The following is an 18413-nucleotide window of genomic DNA, read 5'->3' as shown; positions in this document are numbered from 1 at the left end:
CAGCGCAGACTTGTTGAGATTTTACGAGCGGAAACGGTATGACTATGAAGCTTCCCATCTATCTGGATTACTCGGCCACCTGCCCGGTGGACCCGCGCGTCGCCGCCAAAATGGCGGAGCACCTGACGATGGAGGGCAACTTCGGCAACCCCGCGTCGCGTTCGCACCTGTACGGCTGGAAGGCGGAAGAGGCGGTGGAAGAGGCGCGTCGCCATGTGGCCGAGCTGGTCAACGCCGATCCGCGCGAGATCGTCTGGACCAGCGGCGCCACCGAGTCCGACAACCTGGCGATCAAGGGCGCGGCCCACTTCTACCAGGGCAAGGGCAAACATATCATTACCTCCAAGATTGAGCACAAGGCGGTGCTGGACACCTGCCGCCAGCTGGAGCGCGAGGGCTTCGAGGTGACCTACCTGAACCCGCGTGCGGACGGTATCGTCTATCCGGAGCAGGTCGAGGAGGCGCTGCGCGAGGACACCATTCTGGTGAGCCTGATGCACGTCAATAACGAGATTGGCGTGGTCAACGATATCGCCGCCATCGGCGAACTGTGCCGCGCCCGCAAGATCATCTTCCACGTGGATGCGGCCCAGAGTGCCGGCAAGCTGCCGATCGACCTGGCAGAGCTGAAAGTGGACCTGATGTCCTTCTCGGCGCACAAGGTGTACGGACCCAAGGGCATCGGCGCTCTCTATGTGCGCCGCAAGCCGCGCGTGCGCATCGAGGCGCAGATGCACGGCGGCGGCCACGAGCGCGGTATGCGCTCCGGCACCCTGCCGACCCACCAGATCGTCGGCATGGGCGAGGCCTTCCGCATCGCCAAGGAGGAGATGGCCGCTGAATCCGAGCGCCTGCTGGCCCTGCGCAACCGCTTCTGGGACCAGATCAAGGATATGGAAGAGGTGCACATCAACGGCTCTGTCGAGCAGCGGGTGGCCGGCAACCTGAACGTCAGCTTCGCCTTCGTCGAGGGCGAGAGTCTGATCATGTCGCTGAAGGACCTGGCGATCTCTTCCGGCTCCGCCTGCACCTCCGCGAGCCTGGAGCCCAGCTATGTACTGCGCGCGCTAGGTGTGAACGACGAACTGGCCCACAGCTCCCTGCGCTTCAGCTTCGGCCGCTTCACCACCGAGCAGGACGTGGACACGGCGGCCGCGGAAGTGCGCAAGGCGGTGGAAAAACTGCGCGAGCTGTCCCCCCTGTGGGATATGTACAAAGACGGTATCGACCTCAATACCATTGAATGGGCGGCGCACTAAAAAGGTTTAGGAGACGGTAACAATGGCCTATAGCGATAAAGTAATCGACCACTACGAACACCCCCGCAACGTCGGCCGTCTGGACGACAAGGCGGACAATGTCGGTACCGGCATGGTCGGCGCGCCCGCCTGCGGCGACGTAATGCGCCTGCAGATCCAGGTGAACGACGAGGGCGTCATCGAGGACGCCAAGTTCAAGACCTACGGCTGCGGTTCCGCCATCGCCTCCAGCTCATTGCTGACCGAGTGGGTCAAGGGCAAGACCATCGACGAGGCGGAGCAGATCAAGAATACCGCCATCGCCGAAGAGCTGGCGTTGCCGCCGGTGAAGATCCACTGCTCGGTGCTGGCGGAAGACGCGATCAAGGCGGCGGTGCGCAATATCCGCGAGAAGCGCGGCCAGCTCGCCGGTGCCGCGGATCAGGGCGCCGAGGAAAAGGCGGCCGGTTAAACCCACTGGCAGTAGGGGTATTGTTTTGGCTATTACCATGACAGAGGCGGCGCGGGCGCATATCCAGCGCCAGCTCGCCAAGCGCGGCAAGGGTATCGGCATCCGCGTCGGCGTCAAGACCGCCGGCTGTTCCGGCCTGTCCTATGTGCTCGAGTTCGTCGACGAGGCGCAAGCCGAGGATGTGGTCTTCGAGCAGGAGGGTGTGCAGCTGGTGGTGGACCCCAAGAGTCTCGTCTACCTGGACGGCACCGAGCTGGATTTCGTCAAGGAGGGGCTGAACGAGGGCTTCGCCTTCTCCAATCCGAATGTGAAGAACGAGTGCGGCTGCGGCGAGAGCTTCCACGTCTGACCGCCGCTCGCCGCGGAGAGGCCGGGTGCGTCGCGCACGCCGGCCTTTTTAATACCCGGGAGCGCGGAGCTGTTCCTCAGAGGGCAGAGGGCTCCAGCTCCGCTTGCGGGCCATAGGTCCGCCCGGGCGAACACTGGGTTCGCCCCCACATCATCAAAGTCGAGAGGGTAATGACGCAGACCTATTTCGAAATATTCGGCCTCAGCCCCGCGTTTGAAATCGACCGCGCGGCCCTGGCCACGCGCTATCGCGAGCTGCAGCGGGAATTCCACCCGGACAAGTACGCATCCAGGTCCGAGCGCGAGCAGCTGCTGGCGATGCAGTACGCGGCGCGGATCAATGAGGCGTATACGACATTGCGCGATCCGGTGCAGCGCGCCGCCTATCTGCTCAATCTCGCCGGCGTCGAGGTGAGCCCCGAGCAGACCACGTCCGACGCCGAGTTCCTGATGCAGCAGATGCTGCTGCGCGAGCGGCTGGAGGAAGTGCGCGGCGAGGCGGATCCGGCTGCTGCGCTGGACCAGCTGGGCGACGAGGTGCGGGATCTCTTTGCCCGCGAGCAGAGACATTTCGCCGAGGTGTTCGCCGCGGGCGATCTGGACGCGGGCAAAGACTCCCTGCTGAAGCTGCAGTTTCTGACCAAGTTGCAGCGGCAGGTGGAAGAACTGGAAGATGAGGGTCTCTGAAAATCGTGGTGAGCGGGTGGCTGGCGGCGTCCGGCGCGCGCAGTAGATTTTTAGAGACTCGGCAAGATTTACTGGACTGAAGATGGCATTACTGCAGATTTCCGAACCCGGCCAGACGCCCGAGCCGCATCAGCGCAAGCGCGCGGTGGGTATCGACCTGGGCACCACCAACTCTTTAGTCGCGACGGTGCGCAGCGGCTCCGCCGAGGCCATAGCCGGCGAGGACGGCAGCGTGATACTGCCCTCGGCGGTGCACTACGGCGAAAACGGCGTTACCGTGGGCGCCGCGGCGCGCGCGCGCGCAGGCGGCGACCCCTACAACACGCTGCTGTCCGTCAAGCGGCTGATGGGCCGCGGTATCGCCGATGTGAAGAGCTTTGGAGATCAACTGCCGTACCGGTTCGCCCCGGGTGACGGAGGCATGCCGGCGATAGAGACCGCGGCCGGTCCGGTAAACCCGGTACAGGTGTCCGCGGAGATACTGAAGGAGCTGGCGCGCCGCGGCCGCGAGGCGCTCGGCGGCGAGCTGGACGGCGCCGTGATCACAGTGCCCGCCTATTTCGACGACGCCCAGCGCCAGGCCACCAAGGATGCGGCGCAGCTGGCCGGCCTCAAGGTGTTGCGCCTGCTGAACGAGCCCACCGCGGCGGCGGTGGCCTACGGCCTCGACAAGGGCGGGGACTCAGAGGGCGGAGACAAAATAATCGCCGTCTACGACCTGGGCGGCGGCACCTTCGATATTTCGATACTGCGCCTGTCCCGCGGTGTGTTCGAGGTGCTGTCCACCGGCGGGGACACCGCCCTCGGGGGGGACGACTTCGACCGCGCCATCGCCTCCTGGATCGCCGAACAGGCAGGGCTGGGCACAGACCTGGACGCGGCCACCCAGCGCGCGCTGCTGGACAGCGCCTGCGCAGCCAAGGAGGCCCTGGCGCAGCGCGAACAGGTGGAACTGAGCCACGGAGACTGGCGCGGTAGCCTGGATCGCGCGGCCATGGCCGCGCTGCTGGATCCGCTGATCGACAAGACGCTGCGCGCCTGCAGGCGCGCGCTGCGCGACGCCGGCCTCGCGGTGGAAGAGGTACAGGAGGTGGTGCTGGTGGGCGGCTCCACCCGCACCCTGCGCGTACGCGAGCGGGTCGAGGACTACTTCCGCCGCCCCCCCCACGCCGATATCGATCCGGACCAGGTGGTCGCCATAGGCGCGGCGCTGCAGGCGGATGTGCTGGTCGGCAACAAGTCCAGCGACGACCTGCTGTTGCTGGATGTGATCCCCCTGTCGCTCGGTATCGAGACCATGGGCGGGCTGACTGAGAAGCTGATTCCCCGCAACACCACCATCCCGGTGGCCAAGGCGCAGGAATTCACCACCTTCAAGGACGGCCAGACAGCGATGGCGATCCATGTGGTGCAGGGGGAGCGCGAACTGGTCAAGGACTGCCGCTCCCTGGCGCGCTTCGAGCTGCGCGGCATACCGCCGATGGTGGCCGGCGCCGCGCATATCCGCGTGACCTTCCAGGTGGACGCCGACGGCCTGTTGTCGGTGACTGCGATGGAGAAGAGCAGCGGCGTCAGCGCCGATATCACCGTCAAGCCGTCCTACGGCCTCGAGGACGGGGATATAGCGCGGATGCTGCGGGAATCCTACGCCCACGCGGAGGAGGATATTGCCGCGCGCGCGCTGCGCGAGGCCCAGGTGGAGGCGGAGCGGGTGCTCGAGAGCCTGCTCGCGGCGCTGCGGGAAAACGGCGCCGAGCTGCTCGACGAGCGCGAGCTGAACGAGATAGAGCGCGCCATGGAGGCGCTGAGACTGGCGCACAACGGCGGCGACGTGGAGGAAATCCGCAGGCGGATCGAGGCGCTGAACCAGTTGACCGAGCCCTTCGCCGCGCGGCGTATGGACGCCTCCATCAAGCGCGCGATGCAGGGCCATACGCTGGACGAATTTGATAAATAGGAGATCGCCGACGATCTCCGCCTGTTGAGGCGAGCCTTGTGTTTGCCCGACCCGGCGGGCGAAGCCCGGCGGATTGAGACCATTAGAGAGCCACAGACCCATGCCAAAGATCGTATTTTTACCGCACGCCGAGATCTGCCCCGAGGGCAAGGTGGTGGAAGTTGAGCCGGGTGTCAGCATCTGCGACGCGGCCCTGGCCAACGGCATCGAGATAGAGCACGCCTGCGAGAAGTCCTGTGCCTGCACCACCTGCCACGTGATAGTGCGCGAGGGTTTCGACTCCCTCGAGGAGCCGGACGAGCTGGAAGAGGATCTGCTGGACAAGGCCTGGGGCCTGGAGCCCGACTCGCGCCTGTCCTGCCAGGCCATAGTGGACGACGAGGACCTGGTGGTCGAAATCCCCAAATACACCATCAACCAGGTGTCGGAAAAGCACTGAGCGGCAAGGGAACCGAGGAGTCATTTCTATGCTGTGGACGGATATTCACGATATCGCGATAGAGCTGGCGGAAGCCCATCCGGATGTGGACCCATTGACGGTCAATTTCGTCGATCTGCGCAACTGGGTTCTGGAATTGCCCGGTTTCGACGACGATCCCGATCGCTGCGGCGAGAAGATACTCGAGGCGATACAGGCGGCCTGGATCGAAGAGCTGGAGTAGGGGAGCCTCGACGCCGGCGATCAATGGAGTACAAAAGTCGACCAATACCCCGTATAATCCGCCCGCCGCGAATCGCGGTGGTCAAAAAATGAGTACTCCGACAGCGGGTACAGAGGAATATCCAAGGAAGAGCAACTGTTTAGGTTGCTCTTCTTGTATGTAACGACAAACACTGAACTGGAGAAAAGCATGGCCCTGGAACGCACCCTTTCCATCATCAAGCCGGACGCGGTAGCCAAGAATGTGATCGGCGAAATTGAAAGCCGCTTCGAAAAGGCCGGCCTGCGTATCGTCGCCATGAAAATGCTGCAGCTGTCCCGCGAGAAGGCCGAGGGTTTCTACGCTGAGCACAAGGAGCGCCCCTTCTTTAAGGATCTGGTTGATTTCATGACTTCCGGCCCGGTAGTGGTTCAGGTTCTGGAAGGCGAGAACGCGATCGTCGCCAACCGCGACCTGATGGGCGCCACCAACCCGCAGGAAGCCGCGCCGGGCACCATCCGCGCCGACTTCGCCCAGAGCATCGACGCCAACGCGGTACATGGCTCCGACTCCCCGGAATCCGCCGCGCGTGAAATCAGCTACTTCTTCGCCGACGACGAAATCTGCCCGCGCGGTTGATTTCTTACCTCGGAGCGGGGCTTCTATCCCCGTTTCGAGGCGGTTCTGCTTGCGGGACACGCCGTGAATACGGTCCGGCCGCTCCACGTCTTCGCGGCGCCTTCGGCCCCTGTAGGCTTGTCTGCGAGGTCCCTCTCGCAGACAGTCCCGCAAGCCAATACCGGCAGCAGAACCTTCGCATCCGCCTGATTTGCTCTGTTAGAGGGCTTTGAATCCATGAGCACCACAGAAACCGCCAAAACGAACCTGCTCGGCCTGTCCCTGGACAAGCTGGCCGCGTTCTTCGAGTCGCTGGGCGAGAAGCGCTTCCGCGCCGTACAGGTGCTGAAATGGATTCACCAGAACGGGGTCGACGACTTTGCGCAGATGACCAACGTCAGCAAGGCGCTGCGCGAGAAGCTGGCCCAGGTGGCCGAGATACGCGCGCCGGAAGTGCTGGGCCAGTGGGACTCCGCCGACGGCACGCGCAAGTGGCTGATCCAGGTCGAGGGCGGCAGCGCCATCGAGACCGTCTATATCCCCGACGGCGACCGCGGCACCCTCTGTGTCTCCTCCCAGGTGGGCTGCTCGCTGGACTGCAGCTTCTGCGCCACCGGCAAACAGGGCTTCAACCGCGACCTGACCGCGGCCGAGATCATCGGCCAGGTGTGGATCGCCTGCAAATCCTTCGGCCAACTGCAGCCGAAAGGGCCGCGCAAGGTGACCAACGTGGTGATGATGGGCATGGGCGAGCCGCTGCTCAACTTCGACAATGTCGTCGACGCGATGAACCTGATGATGGAGGACAATGCCTACGGCATCTCCAAACGCCGGGTTACCCTGTCCACCTCCGGTGTGGTGCCGGCCCTGGACCGCCTCGCGGACGTGACCGATGTCAGCCTGGCTATATCGCTGCACGCCCCCAATGACGAGCTGCGCAACCAGTTGGTGCCGATCAACAAGAAGTACCCGATCGCGATGCTGCTGGACTCCGCCAAGCGCTATATCGAGCGCATGCCGGACAGCCACCGCAAGATCACCATCGAATACACCATGATCCGGGAGGTCAACGACCGCCCGGAGCACGCCGAGCAGCTGGCCGAACTGCTGCGCGATGTGCCGGTAAAGATAAATCTGATACCCTTCAATCCGTTCGAGCTGTCCGACTACCAGCGCGTGAGCAACAACGCTTTGCGACGCTTTCAGCAGATTTTGTTGGACAAAGGCTATACGGTAACCGTGCGAACCACCCGTGGCGACGATATCGCCGCGGCCTGCGGCCAGTTGGCCGGCAGCGTCAACGACCGCACGCGCCGCTCCGAACGCTACCGCAACGCGGAACGCCGTGGCGATATCGAGAGCCCGGTCCGCATCGTCGGCTGAGCGCCGCGCCGCATAACTCCGCCGGTTGCCGGGTTGGACGCACTATAAAAATGACACAGGTGAAGTTGTGCTTGCGAAATCCCTGACCCTGCCGCTGGTGGGGCTGATCCTCAGTATCTGGCTGGGTGGCTGTGTGACCACCGGCGGCGCGCCGCGCCAGGAAGTCAATCTGGAGAAGGCGCTACAGACCCACGTGCAGCTGGGGCTGCGCTACCTGCAGGACGGCAACAACCGCGAGGCGGCGCGCCACCACTTCAACAAGGCCCTGGAACTGGGCAAGAAAAACCCGCTCGCGCACCACGGTCTGGCCCTGCTGTACCAGGCGGACGGCGAGCTGAGCGTGGCCGAATCCCACTTCAAGAAGGCGCTGCGCTACAGCGACGACTTCTCCATGGCGCGCACCAACTACGGTGTCTTCCTCTACCAGCAGGAGCGCTACGAGGAGGCGCTGGAGCAGTTCAAACTGGCCGCCGCGGATCTCACCTATGTGCGCCGCTCCTACGCCCTGGCCAACTACGGCCGCACGGCGGTGAAGCTGGGGCTGCTGGAGGAGGCGGAGAATGCCTATACCCGCGCCCTGGCGCTGAGCCCCGACCTGCCGCAGGCCCTGCTGGAGCTGGCGGAACTCAAGTTCGAGGCCGGCGACTATGCGCAGGCGAAGCACTATCTGGATAGATTCAGTGCGAAGAACCGGCAGATACCCCAGTCCCTGTGGCTGGGTATCCGTATCGAGAAAATCTTTGGCAATCGGGACAAGGAACGCAGTTACGCCCTGGCGCTGAAAAACCTTTACCCCTATTCGGCGGAGACGCTGAAGTACCAACAGATGATGGCCAATGACGGATAACGTTTCCGAAACCGCACAAGAGCGCTCGCTGCAGGGCGATGCGCAGACACTGGACAACTCTCCCGGCAGCCAGCTGCGGCGCGCGCGGGAGGAGGCCGGACTGAGCCGGGAGGAGCTGTCCCGCCGCCTGTGTATGATCGGCAACAAGCTCGAGCTGCTGGAACGCGACCAATACGACCGCCTGCCGGGCCCCATCTATGTGCGCGGCTATATCCGCAATGCCTGCAAGGAACTGGGTATCGACGCGGAGCCGGTGCTGCAGGCCTTTTCCGGCTACTGCAGCGCCGAAGATACCAGCCGTGAAATAGTCTCCCATGTCAGCCGCGGCGTCCCGCTGCAGGCGCGCAGGCGCAGTTACGGCGGTCTGCTCCTGCTGCCGCTGCTGATCGCCGGCGCCGCCTTCTGGTGGCTCAACGGTCGCGAGGCGGCGCCGGTCGCACAGGCGCCCGCCGCCGACAGCGCGCAGCTGCCGGCGCTCGGCAGCGAGCCGGGCGAGCCCGAGCCGCCATCGCTGGCGGCGGAGATGGAGCCGGAGCAGCCCGTGGGCGAAGTATCCTTCGGCGGCGATATAGAGGCGCCCACCGGCGACGGGGCTCCTGTGCAGAAAGAGGTCGCCGCGGAGCCGCTTGTCGCCGATCGACAGGCGCCGAGCGAAGCGGTCGGGGCGCTTGCGGAAACCCCGGCGCCGGCAGCAGCGGAAACGGCGCCGGCTCAGGCCGCGGACAGTGTGGAAGACCTGCAGCTGAACTTCGACGAGGAGTCCTGGGTAGAGGTCAAAGACGCTACCGGCGCAGTGCTGCTGGCCAAGCTGCAGCCCGCCGGCTCCGAGGTGTCGCTGAGTGGCCAGGCGCCCTTCCAGCTGATGCTCGGTAATGCCCGCAGCACCCAGGTGCGCTACCGGGGCGAGCTGATCGACAGCGCCCCGATCGGCAACCGCCGCACCCGCCGCCTGACGGTCGGCGAATAGGTATCTCTCCCGCCCGGAGGGCGCGAACCCTGTAGGTTTGCGCCCAAACTCCCTATAATCTCCCCCTCGTTTTTCTGTCTGCGAAACTGCCAGGTCAGCCTATGCAATTTGAGTCACCCATTGTCCGCCGCGTGTCGCGGAGAATTATGGTGGGCAATGTGCCCGTCGGCGGCGGTGCGCCTATCTCGGTGCAGAGCATGACCAATACCGAAACCTGCGACGTGGCCGCCACCGTGGCCCAGATTCAGCGTCTGCAGCAGGCCGGCGCGGACATAGTGCGCGTATCGGTGCCGAGCATGGATGCGGCCGAAGCCTTCGGCGAGATCAAGAAGCAGGTCAGTGTGCCGCTGGTGGCGGATATCCACTTCGACTACCGGATTGCGCTCAGGGTCGCCGACCTGGGCGTCGACTGCCTGCGTATCAACCCCGGCAATATTGGCCGCGAGAAGCGTATCCGCGCGGTGGTGGACAAGGCCCGCGACCTGAATATCCCGATCCGCATCGGCGTCAACGCCGGTTCCCTGGAAAAAGACCTGCAGAAAAAATACGGCGAGCCGACCCCGGACGCGCTGGTGGAGTCCGCCCTGCGCCACGTGGAGATACTCGACAGCCTGGATTTCCACAACTTCAAGGTGAGCGTCAAGGCCTCGGACATCTTCATGGCCACTGCCGCCTACCGCAAGCTGGCAAAGCTGATTGAACAGCCGCTGCATCTGGGTATTACCGAAGCCGGCGGCCTGCGTTCCGGCACCGTCAAGTCCGCCATCGGCCTGGGCGCGCTGCTGCTGGACGGCATCGGCGATACGCTGCGCGTATCCCTGGCGGCGGACCCGGTGGAAGAAGTCAAGGTGGGCTGGGACCTGCTGAAGAGCCTGCGCCTGCGCACCAAGGGTATCAACTTTATCGCCTGCCCCAGCTGCTCGCGCCAGAATTTCGACGTGGTGAAAACCATGAACGAACTGGAGACGCGCCTCGAGGACATCACCACACCGCTGGATGTGGCGGTGATCGGCTGCATCGTCAATGGCCCGGGTGAAGCCAAGGAGGCGGATATCGGACTCGCCGGCGGAACGCCCAGCCACGCCATCTACGTGGACGGCAAGCCGGACCGCAAGTTCACCAATGAAAATCTGGTCGACGACCTGGAAAAACTGATTCGCGAAAAGGCCGCGGCCAAGGCCGAGCGCGAGGCGGACATTATCGCCAAGGCATAATTTACGGGACTCGGGACTCGGGACTCGGGACTCGGGACTCGGGACTCGGGAAAGAACACAGAAATCAAATGCTAAGGCGCTGATGCCGGCGGCCTTTTGCCAGACCTTCTGCGGCCATGGATGGCCGTGGAGAGCGTACAGGGACGTATTCACAGCGTGTCTGGCAAAAGGCCGCCGGCAGCAGCGCCGCCACTGGGCCAGCTAACGGGTCCCAGTGGTACCGGAATAACGAGTAATTAAGGAACACCGTTGAAACAGCTTCGCGCCATACGCGGCATGAACGACCTGCTGCCGGAACAGTCTCCGGTCTGGCAGTATGTGGAATCCACCCTGAGCGAACTCTTCGCCCGCTACGGCTACAGCGAGATCCGCACCCCCTACCTGGAGGCGACCCAGCTGTTCAGTCGCGCGGTCGGGGAGGCCACCGATATCGTCGAAAAGGAGATGTACACCTTCGACGACAAGAGCGGCGACAGCGTCACCCTGCGCCCGGAGGGCACCGCCGGCACGGTGCGCGCGGCCATCCAGAACAACCTGCTGAACCAGCCCCAGCGCCTGTGGTATTTCGGCCCCATGTTCCGCTACGAGCGCCCGCAGAAGGGCCGCCTGCGCCAGTTCCACCAGTTCGGCGTCGAGGTGTTCGGCATCGAGGGGCCGGATATCGATGCGGAAATCCTGATTATGACCGCGCGCCTGTGGCGCCAGCTGGGTATCGATACGCATGTAACGCTGCAGCTCAACTCGCTGGGTAATTCCGCCAGCCGCCAGGCCTACCGCGACGCACTGGTGGACTACCTGAGCGCGCGCCGCGAGCAGCTCGACGAAGACAGCCAGCGCCGCCTGGAGCGCAACCCGCTGCGCATTCTCGACAGCAAAAACGCCCAGACTCAGGAACTGCTCGCCGATGCCCCCTGTCTACTGGATTTCCTCGACGAGGAATCGGCGGCGCATTTCAGTCAGCTGCGCCAGCTGCTCGACGCCGCCGGTGTCGCCTACGAGATCAACCCGCGCCTGGTGCGCGGCCTCGACTACTACGGCAAGACCGTATTCGAGTGGGTCACCGACAGCCTCGGCGCCCAGGGCACTGTGTGCGCGGGCGGCCGCTACGACGGCCTGGTGGAGCAGATGGGCGGCAAGCCGACTCCGGCGGTCGGCTTCGGCCTCGGCGTCGAGCGCCTGGTGCTGATGCTGGAAACCCTCGAGGTGCTGCCCGAGGCACTGGACCAGCAGGTGGACGCCTATCTGGTGGCCGTGGGTGATGTACAATCGGCGGCTTTGGCCGCGGCCGAACAGCTGCGCGATCGGCTGCCCTGGCTGCGCCTGCAGACCCATATGGGCGGCGGCAGCTTCAAGAGCCAGATGAAAAAGGCGGACAAGAGCGGCGCCGACTACGCGCTGATTATCGGCGAGGACGAGGCCGCCGCCGGGCAGGTCGCGGTCAAGTTCCTGCGCGAGGAAAAGCCCCAGCAGACAGTCGCGCTGGCCGAACTGCCGGCACTGCTCGCGGGCTGAAGAAAGGGCAGGGCTGCAAAGAGAGCTATGTAGGAGCGGCCCATGGCCGATTGTGCAGGGAGCACACCATCGGCCATGGGCCGCTCCTACAGGGAAAATCTAAGAAATTACAGGAAAGGCGAACCATTCAATGGCTGACCACATTACCGAACAAGAACAAATAGAAACGCTGAAGCGCTGGTGGGCGGAAAACGGCAGGGGCATAGTCACCGGCGTGGTGCTGGCGCTGGCCGGCTACTTCGGCTTCCAGTGGTGGCAGGGCGCCGAGCGCGCCAAGGCCGAAGCCGCCTCCAACCTGTACCAGAACTTCGTCGAAGCGGTATCCGCCAACGACGGCCAGCCTGACAACAAACAGCTGACCACCGCCAAGACCATCGCCCAGCAGCTGAAGGACGAATACGCCAAGCGTATCTACGCCAGCCAGGCATCCCTGCGCCTGGCCGCGCTGGCCGCGGCGGAAAACGACCTGGAAACGGCGGAAAAAGAACTGCAGTGGGTGCTCGACAACACCGGTGAGACCAGCCTGCAGCTGCTGGCCAAGCGCCGCTTGGCGGCCGTGATGGCCGCGCGCGGCAAGCCGGACGAGGCGCTGCAATTGGTCGAGGGCAGCGTGCCGGCGTCCTTCGCCGCACTCTTCGCCGAAACCCGCGGCGACATACTGCTGCAGAAGGGCGAGGAGGCCGAGGCGCGCGCGGCCTACCAGCAGGCGCTGGCGCAACTGCTGCCTGAGCAGTCCGGCAGTGCCCAGCTGCTGCGCCTGAAGGTGGACGGCCTGGCGGTCGCCGAGCCGGAAGCCGAAGAGGGCGAGCGCGAAGAGAATGCGCAGCCTGCGCAAGCGGACACTGAGGAGAGCGGCGAACAATGAAGTTCCTAACCCGCGCGACAGCGCGCGCTGCAGCGGTGGCTCTGGCGGTGACCGTCGCCGCCTGCGCCTCCAATGACGAAAAGAAGGAAGATACCGATCCGGTAGAACTGGTGGACATCACCGCCAGCGTAGCGCTGGACAGGGTCTGGTCGGCCAATATCGGCGATATAGACACCAAGCGCTATGCGATGCTGCAGCCGGCCCTGGCCGACGGCAAACTGGTGGTGGCCAACAGCGACGGCGACGTGATCGCCTTCGATCGCAGTACCGGTAAGCGGCAGTGGAAGACCGACCTCGACGTCGAGATCAGCGGCGGCGTCGGCGTGGGTCTCGGTATCGCGGTAGTGACCGACTACCGCGGCCGCGCGGTGGCGCTGAACCTGACAGACGGCAGCGAACTCTGGACCTACCAGGTGTCCGGCGAAGTCGTATCGGCACCGGCGGTCGGCGCCGGCGTGGTAGTGCTGCAGACAGTGGACGGCAAGCTGGTGGGGCTGGACGCAGCCAGCGGCGAGGAGCGCTGGAGTCACAGCACCGTGCTGCCGGTGCTGACCCTGCGCGGCACCGCGTCGCCGGTGATCAGCGGAGCTACCGTGATCGCCGGCCTCGACAACGGCAAACTGATCGCGCTGGATGCGCGCGACGGCGTACCGCGCTGGGAGCAGCGCGTCGCCATTCCCCAGGGCTCCGCGGAACTGGAGCGGGTGGTCGATATCGACGGCGCACCGGTGGTGCGCGGCGACCTGGTCTTCGCCGCCAGTTACCAGGGGCGTGTCGTGGCCCTGTCCCGCGAGGACGGCCGCGGCCTTTGGGCGCGGGATGCCTCCACCCACCACGGCGTGGCCGTGGGTGCGGGCAATGTATACTTGAGCGATGCCGGAGGTACCGTCTACGCCTACAATGTGGGCAACGGGCAGATCGTCTGGAGCAATGACCAGCTGTTGCGCCGCGAACTGAGCGGCCCCGCCTACTTCGGCGGCACAGTGGTGGTCGGCGATTTCGAGGGCTACCTGCACCTGCTGGATCCCGTCAGCGGCAACTTTGTCGGCCGCGAGCGTATCGATGGCGATCCGGTGCGTATACCGATGCTGGTGGACGGCGACCTGCTCTTCGCCCTGTCCGACGACGGCAAGCTGGTGGCCCTGCGCCTGGAGCGCCGTCAGTAATCGCGCGGAAAATCGCGGAAAATTTTGTAGGGCCGAAGGCGCCGTGAATACCTGGAGCGGCTGGTGCGAACCTTGTGTTCGCCCGCGGGTCACAGGCCCGCTGTAGGAGCCTGCTGTGACAGCCATGGATGGCGGAAATGCAGATTTTGCAGGAGCAAAATCTGCCAGGTGAATTGAAGATCGCCCGCCCAGCGCGGGCGTTTGTATTTTTTGTATAGGCTTAAGCCAGATATATATGCTGCCAGTAATCGCCCTGGTCGGGCGCCCCAACGTGGGCAAATCCACACTCTTCAACCGGCTCACCAAGAGCCGCGACGCCCTGGTGGCCAACTACGCCGGCCTGACCCGCGACCGCAAGTACGGCGAGGCGGAGATCGACGGGCGCAAGGTGATCCTGGTCGATACCGGCGGTATCAGCGGCGACGAGGAGGGCATAGACGCGGCCATGGCGCAGCAGTCGATGCTGGCCATCGAAGAGGCGGACGTGGTGCTCTTCCTGGTCGACTGCCGCGCGGGACTGACGGCGGCGGACGAGATGATCGCCGAGCAGCTGCGCACCCGCTCCAAGCCCACGCTGCTGGTGGCCAACAAGGTGGACGGGGTCAACCCGGATATCGCCCTGGCGCCCTTCTACGAACTGGGTATTGGCGAGATATTCCCGACCACGGCCACCCACGGCCGCGGCGTGCGCAGCCTGATGCAGCGGGTGGTCGAGGACCTGCCCGAGCAGGCCGAGCCGGAGCAGGTGGAAGAGGCCACCGGCATCAAGATTGCGATTGTCGGGCGCCCCAACGTGGGCAAGTCCACGCTGGTCAACCGCCTGCTGGGCGAGGACAGGGTCGTCGTCTACGATCAGCCCGGCACCACCCGCGACAGCGTCTATATCAATTACCAGCGCGACGACAAGCCCTACACGATCATCGACACCGCGGGCATACGCCGGCGCAAGAACATCAAGGAGTCGGTGGAGAAGTTCTCCATCGTCAAGACCCTGCAGGCGGTGGAAGACGCCAACGTGGTGGTGCTGGTGATCGACGCCCGCGAGGGCCTGGTGGACCAGGATATGCACCTGATGGGCAGCGTTATCCAGGCCGGCCGCGCGCTGGTGGTGGCGCTGAACAAGTGGGACGGCCTGGAGGCGGATCACCGCGACTATGTAAAGGCGGAACTGGAGCGGCGCCTGCGCTTCGTCGACTTCGCCGATATCCATTTTATCTCCGCGCTGCACGGCACCGGCGTCGGCCACCTGTACGAATCCATCGAATCGGCCTACCAGAGCGCTACCGACAAGTTGTCCACCAATCACCTGACGCGCATACTGCAGTGGGCGGTGAGTGAACACCAGCCGCCGCTGGTGCACGGCCACCGCATCAAGCTGCGCTACGCCCACGCCGGCGGCCAGAATCCGCCGGTGATCGTGATTCACGGCAATCAGACCGAGCAGGTGCCGGCGCACTATGTGCGCTACCTGGAGAAAACATTCCGCAAGGCCCTGGACCTGCACGGCACGCCGATCAAGATCGAATTCCGCACCGGTGCCAACCCCTATGCGGGCAAGAAAAACAAGCTGACCGACCGCCAGAAAGCCAAGAAGCGGCGCCTGATGAAATTCGTCAAAAAGAAAAAATAACCCGGGAACGCCGAGCCACAACTCGGCACGCGGGCCACAGGCCCGCCGTAGGAGCCTGCTTGCAGGCGAACAAACAAGGAGATCGCCATGCTGGACCTGAAAAACCCCTCGCTGCTGCGCACCCAGTCCTATGTGGACGGAAAGTGGATAGACGCCGACACCGGCGATACCTTCGAAGTTATCAACCCCGCCACCGGTGAAGTCGTCGCCAGCATCGCGAATCTGGGCGCCGCAGAGACCCGCCGCGCCATCGAGGCCGCCAATCGGGCCTGGCCCGCCTGGCGCGACGCTACCGTCAAGGAGCGCGCAAAAATCCTGCGCGGCTGGTTCGATCTGATCGTGGAAAACGTCGACGACCTGGCGAAGATACTCACCGCCGAGCAGGGCAAGCCGCTGGCCGAGGCGCGCACGGAAATTCTCTACGGCGCCAACTATGTCGAGTGGTTCTCCGAGGAGGCCAAACGGGTCTACGGCGACGTGATCGCGCCGCCGTCCAACGACAAGCGCGTTGTCGTCATCAAGCAGTCCGTCGGCGTCACCTGCTCTATCACGCCGTGGAATTTCCCCAGCGCGATGATCGCGCGCAAGATGGCTCCGGCCCTGGCCGCCGGCTGCCCCTTCGTGGCCAAGCCGGCCTCTGAGACGCCGTTGTCCGCGCTGGCGCTGGCGGCGCTGGCGGAGGAGGCCGGTATCCCCGCCGGTGTCTTCAACGTGGTCGCGGGCAGGAGTGCGCGGGAGATCGGCGAGGAGATGACGACCAACCCGCTGGTGCGCAAGTTCACCTTTACCGGCTCCACCGCCGTCGGCAAGCAGTTGCAGGCCCAGTGCGCCGGAACCATCAAGAAGACCTCGATGGAACTCGGCGGCAATGCGCCCTTTATCGTCTTCGACGATGCCGACATCGATGCGGCCGTCAAGGGCGCCATCATCTGTAAATACCGCAACGCCGGTCAGACCTGTGTCTGCGCCAACCGCATCTTCGTGCAGGAGGGCGTCTACGACGAGTTCGCCGAGAAGTTCGCCGCCGCGGTCAACGGGCTGAAGATGGGCAACGGCTTCGACGCGGATACCGAGGTGGGCCCGCTGATTACCAGCAAAGCGGTCAAGGGCGTGCAGGAACTGGTGGACGACGCGCTGCAGAAGGGCGCCGTGGCCCTGGCCGAGGGCGGTCCCAGCGCACTGGGCGAATGCTTCTACGCGCCCACGGTGCTGACGCAGGTCAACGACCAGATGCGCCTGTTCAAGGAAGAAATCTTTGGCCCGGTGGCGCCGCTGTTCAAGTTCTCCACCGAGGAGGAGGTGATCCGCATGGCCAACGATACCGAGTTCGGCCTCGCCTCCTACTTCTACTCCCGCGATATCGGCCGCATCTGGCGCGTCGCCGAGCAGCTGGAATACGGTATGGTCGGCATCAACGAGGGCATAGTCTCCAACGAGATGGCGCCTTTCGGCGGCGTCAAGGAATCCGGCCAGGGGCGCGAGGGCTCCAAGTACGGTCTCGACGACTACCTGGAAATCAAATACCTGTGCCTCGGCGGTATCGATAAATAATTCTGGCTGTCAATGAACGTCGAACCGATCGCGCGTGTACGCTCCTGCTTTGGCGAGAAGTTCGGCGTTCCCCGCCAGCCGCTGCTGGCCGGCGCCAGTCGCGCGGCGATTGAACTGCTGCCGCCGCTGGATACCGCCGACGCGGTAGCGGGCCTGGAGGAAAACACCCATATCTGGGTGATCTTCCAGTTCCACCAGGCCGCCGGGCAGTGGTCTCCCAAGGTGCGCCCGCCGCGCCTCGGCGGCAACAAAAAACTGGGCGTCCTCGCTACCCGTTCACCATTTCGCCCGAACAATATAGGCCTGTCGGTGGTGCGCCTGCTCGAAGTGCGCACCGGACCGAGCGTCGAACTGATTGTCGGCGGCGCCGACCTGGTGGACGGCACGCCGGTGCTGGATATCAAACCCTATATTCCCTATGCGGACGCACTGGCGCACGCGCGCAGCGCCTTCGCCGAAGCGCCGCCGCCGGCGCTGGAGGTTTCCATTCCCGATAATATCCTGGAAAAAGCCGCCGCCTACCGCGACGATTGGGGCACGGACCTGCCGTTGCTGATAGAGCAGGTGCTGGCCCAGGATCCGAAACCCGCCTACCAGAAGCCGGACCCGGAACGTATCTACGGTATGCAGTTGTGCGGTTTCAATCTGCGCTGGCGCTACCCGCCGCAGGGCGGTATCCAGGTGGTGGGTCTCGAATGCACCGGTTGAGCATCTTCGGGAAGCGTTTGCTTCCTTTTGTCAAATTTGCCCTGCTGGCGACAGTGGTGGTCAGCGCCGTTGCCTACTACCAGCAGCGTGACATGCCCAGGGACCAGGCGCCGCCGCTCGCGGGCCTGTCCCTGGAAGGTGAACTGTTGGATCTGCGGCAGAATCTATCCGAGGGCCCGGTGCTGATCTATTTCTGGGCCACCTGGTGCGGCTACTGCCGCCTGGTGTCGCCGGCGGTTGCCGAGCTGGCGCAAGATCACCGGGTCATCTCGGTCGCGATGCAGTCCGGCGGCGACGACGAATTGGCCCGGTATATGGCCGATAACGCGCTGGAGTTCCCGACCATCAACGACCCCGGCGGTGCGCTGAGCCGTTCCTGGGGTGTGCGGGTCACGCCGTCGATCGTGATCGTCGGCAGCGACGGCCGGGTGGCCTGGGTGACATCCGGCACCACGTCCAAGTGGGGGTTGCAGCTCAGGCTTGCGTTGACTGATTAGTTTTGTGGCTCGACTGGGCAGCAGGGCAGATATGTCACGCATATTCGTGGAAATTGCAATTTCCCCCGATCCCGCAATTCCGTACAAATAGCCTTCACTCGATGTTGAGGGT

The 18413-nt window shown here is 64.3% G+C and carries 19 protein-coding genes; all 19 read left to right on the top strand.

Annotation, left to right across the window (positions count from 1 at the left end):
* The first annotated feature begins 44 nt into the window (after window positions 1-44).
* Window positions 45-1259 carry an IscS subfamily cysteine desulfurase gene (locus tag ACXAF3_RS04790; protein ID WP_475111201.1) on the top strand — a complete coding sequence of 405 codons (1215 nt, stop codon included), beginning with the start codon at window positions 45-47 and terminating at the stop codon, window positions 1257-1259.
* A 22-nt stretch (window positions 1260-1281) separates the two neighbouring features.
* A complete protein-coding gene (gene iscU, locus ACXAF3_RS04785; RefSeq protein WP_475111149.1) occupies window positions 1282-1710 on the top strand; it encodes a Fe-S cluster assembly scaffold IscU in 429 nt (142 codons plus the stop codon).
* Window positions 1711-1735: 25 nt separating this feature from the next.
* Window positions 1736-2059 carry an iron-sulfur cluster assembly protein IscA gene (iscA, locus tag ACXAF3_RS04780; RefSeq protein ID WP_475111148.1) on the top strand — a complete coding sequence of 108 codons (324 nt, stop codon included), beginning with the start codon at window positions 1736-1738 and terminating at the stop codon, window positions 2057-2059.
* A gap of 170 nt (window positions 2060-2229) precedes the next feature.
* Complete coding sequence (hscB, locus tag ACXAF3_RS04775; protein ID WP_475111147.1) at window positions 2230-2745, top strand: Fe-S protein assembly co-chaperone HscB; 516 nt, start codon at window positions 2230-2232, stop codon at window positions 2743-2745.
* An 82-nt stretch (window positions 2746-2827) separates the two neighbouring features.
* Window positions 2828-4702 (top strand): Fe-S protein assembly chaperone HscA, encoded by a 1875-nt coding sequence (gene hscA, locus ACXAF3_RS04770; protein WP_475111146.1) that lies wholly within the window; start codon window positions 2828-2830, stop codon window positions 4700-4702.
* A 100-nt stretch (window positions 4703-4802) separates the two neighbouring features.
* Window positions 4803-5141 carry an ISC system 2Fe-2S type ferredoxin gene (gene fdx / locus ACXAF3_RS04765; protein WP_475111145.1) on the top strand — a complete coding sequence of 113 codons (339 nt, stop codon included), beginning with the start codon at window positions 4803-4805 and terminating at the stop codon, window positions 5139-5141.
* A gap of 28 nt (window positions 5142-5169) precedes the next feature.
* Window positions 5170-5364, top strand: a complete 195-nt coding sequence (gene iscX, locus ACXAF3_RS04760; RefSeq protein ID WP_475111144.1) for a Fe-S cluster assembly protein IscX — start codon at window positions 5170-5172, stop codon at window positions 5362-5364.
* Window positions 5365-5553: 189 nt separating this feature from the next.
* Complete coding sequence (gene ndk, locus ACXAF3_RS04755; protein ID WP_475111143.1) at window positions 5554-5982, top strand: nucleoside-diphosphate kinase; 429 nt, start codon at window positions 5554-5556, stop codon at window positions 5980-5982.
* A 216-nt stretch (window positions 5983-6198) separates the two neighbouring features.
* Window positions 6199-7344 (top strand): dual-specificity RNA methyltransferase RlmN, encoded by a 1146-nt coding sequence (gene rlmN / locus ACXAF3_RS04750; protein ID WP_475111142.1) that lies wholly within the window; start codon window positions 6199-6201, stop codon window positions 7342-7344.
* A gap of 67 nt (window positions 7345-7411) precedes the next feature.
* Window positions 7412-8191, top strand: a complete 780-nt coding sequence (pilW, locus tag ACXAF3_RS04745; protein ID WP_475111141.1) for a type IV pilus biogenesis/stability protein PilW — start codon at window positions 7412-7414, stop codon at window positions 8189-8191.
* Window positions 8181-9158, top strand: a complete 978-nt coding sequence (locus ACXAF3_RS04740; protein WP_475111140.1) for a RodZ domain-containing protein — start codon at window positions 8181-8183, stop codon at window positions 9156-9158. Before pilW ends, ACXAF3_RS04740 begins: the two co-directional genes overlap by 11 nt.
* Window positions 9159-9259: 101 nt before the next feature.
* Window positions 9260-10372 (top strand): flavodoxin-dependent (E)-4-hydroxy-3-methylbut-2-enyl-diphosphate synthase, encoded by a 1113-nt coding sequence (ispG, locus tag ACXAF3_RS04735; RefSeq protein ID WP_475111139.1) that lies wholly within the window; start codon window positions 9260-9262, stop codon window positions 10370-10372.
* Between the two features lie 249 nt (window positions 10373-10621).
* Window positions 10622-11884 (top strand): histidine--tRNA ligase, encoded by a 1263-nt coding sequence (gene hisS / locus ACXAF3_RS04730; protein WP_475111138.1) that lies wholly within the window; start codon window positions 10622-10624, stop codon window positions 11882-11884.
* 130 nt (window positions 11885-12014) lie between these two features.
* The gene (locus tag ACXAF3_RS04725) at window positions 12015-12749 is read left to right on the top strand and encodes a YfgM family protein (RefSeq protein WP_475111137.1); all 735 of its coding nucleotides are present in this window, start codon (window positions 12015-12017) and stop codon (window positions 12747-12749) included.
* A complete protein-coding gene (bamB, locus tag ACXAF3_RS04720) occupies window positions 12746-13915 on the top strand; it encodes an outer membrane protein assembly factor BamB (protein ID WP_475111136.1) in 1170 nt (389 codons plus the stop codon). The genes ACXAF3_RS04725 and bamB overlap by 4 nt, the downstream gene beginning before the upstream one ends.
* A 235-nt stretch (window positions 13916-14150) precedes the next feature.
* Window positions 14151-15545, top strand: coding sequence for a ribosome biogenesis GTPase Der (gene der, locus ACXAF3_RS04715; RefSeq protein ID WP_475111135.1), 1395 nt, complete (start codon window positions 14151-14153; stop codon window positions 15543-15545).
* Between the two features lie 87 nt (window positions 15546-15632).
* Window positions 15633-17096 carry an NAD-dependent succinate-semialdehyde dehydrogenase gene (locus ACXAF3_RS04710; protein ID WP_475111134.1) on the top strand — a complete coding sequence of 488 codons (1464 nt, stop codon included), beginning with the start codon at window positions 15633-15635 and terminating at the stop codon, window positions 17094-17096.
* Between the two features lie 12 nt (window positions 17097-17108).
* The gene (gene tsaA / locus ACXAF3_RS04705; RefSeq protein WP_475111133.1) at window positions 17109-17804 is read left to right on the top strand and encodes a tRNA (N6-threonylcarbamoyladenosine(37)-N6)-methyltransferase TrmO; all 696 of its coding nucleotides are present in this window, start codon (window positions 17109-17111) and stop codon (window positions 17802-17804) included.
* 17 nt (window positions 17805-17821) lie between these two features.
* Window positions 17822-18301 carry a protein disulfide oxidoreductase gene (locus tag ACXAF3_RS04700; protein ID WP_475111132.1) on the top strand — a complete coding sequence of 160 codons (480 nt, stop codon included), beginning with the start codon at window positions 17822-17824 and terminating at the stop codon, window positions 18299-18301.
* Window positions 18302-18413 lie beyond the last annotated feature (112 nt).

This window comes from Microbulbifer sp. ABF4_143 (genome assembly GCF_056160225.1).
The sequence above is the reverse complement of the archived record's forward strand: the minus strand, read 5'-3'. Positions and strand labels throughout refer to the sequence as shown.

Excerpts from the sequence above, each read along its gene's own strand:
- hscA (WP_475111146.1), top strand. The coding sequence starts at position 2,828 with ATGGCATTACTGCAGATTTCCGAACCCGGCCAGACGCCCGAGCCGCAT.
- bamB (WP_475111136.1), top strand. The coding sequence starts at position 12,746 with ATGAAGTTCCTAACCCGCGCGACAGCGCGCGCTGCAGCGGTGGCTCTG.
- iscU (WP_475111149.1), top strand. The coding sequence starts at position 1,282 with ATGGCCTATAGCGATAAAGTAATCGACCACTACGAACACCCCCGCAAC.
- ACXAF3_RS04710 (WP_475111134.1), top strand. The coding sequence starts at position 15,633 with ATGCTGGACCTGAAAAACCCCTCGCTGCTGCGCACCCAGTCCTATGTG.
- hscB (WP_475111147.1), top strand. The coding sequence starts at position 2,230 with ATGACGCAGACCTATTTCGAAATATTCGGCCTCAGCCCCGCGTTTGAA.
- iscX (WP_475111144.1), top strand. The coding sequence starts at position 5,170 with ATGCTGTGGACGGATATTCACGATATCGCGATAGAGCTGGCGGAAGCC.
- rlmN (WP_475111142.1), top strand. The coding sequence starts at position 6,199 with ATGAGCACCACAGAAACCGCCAAAACGAACCTGCTCGGCCTGTCCCTG.
- ACXAF3_RS04725 (WP_475111137.1), top strand. The coding sequence starts at position 12,015 with ATGGCTGACCACATTACCGAACAAGAACAAATAGAAACGCTGAAGCGC.
- ACXAF3_RS04790 (WP_475111201.1), top strand. The coding sequence starts at position 45 with ATGAAGCTTCCCATCTATCTGGATTACTCGGCCACCTGCCCGGTGGAC.
- tsaA (WP_475111133.1), top strand. The coding sequence starts at position 17,109 with ATGAACGTCGAACCGATCGCGCGTGTACGCTCCTGCTTTGGCGAGAAG.
- ndk (WP_475111143.1), top strand. The coding sequence starts at position 5,554 with ATGGCCCTGGAACGCACCCTTTCCATCATCAAGCCGGACGCGGTAGCC.
- ACXAF3_RS04740 (WP_475111140.1), top strand. The coding sequence starts at position 8,181 with ATGACGGATAACGTTTCCGAAACCGCACAAGAGCGCTCGCTGCAGGGC.
- ispG (WP_475111139.1), top strand. The coding sequence starts at position 9,260 with ATGCAATTTGAGTCACCCATTGTCCGCCGCGTGTCGCGGAGAATTATG.
- fdx (WP_475111145.1), top strand. The coding sequence starts at position 4,803 with ATGCCAAAGATCGTATTTTTACCGCACGCCGAGATCTGCCCCGAGGGC.
- der (WP_475111135.1), top strand. The coding sequence starts at position 14,151 with ATGCTGCCAGTAATCGCCCTGGTCGGGCGCCCCAACGTGGGCAAATCC.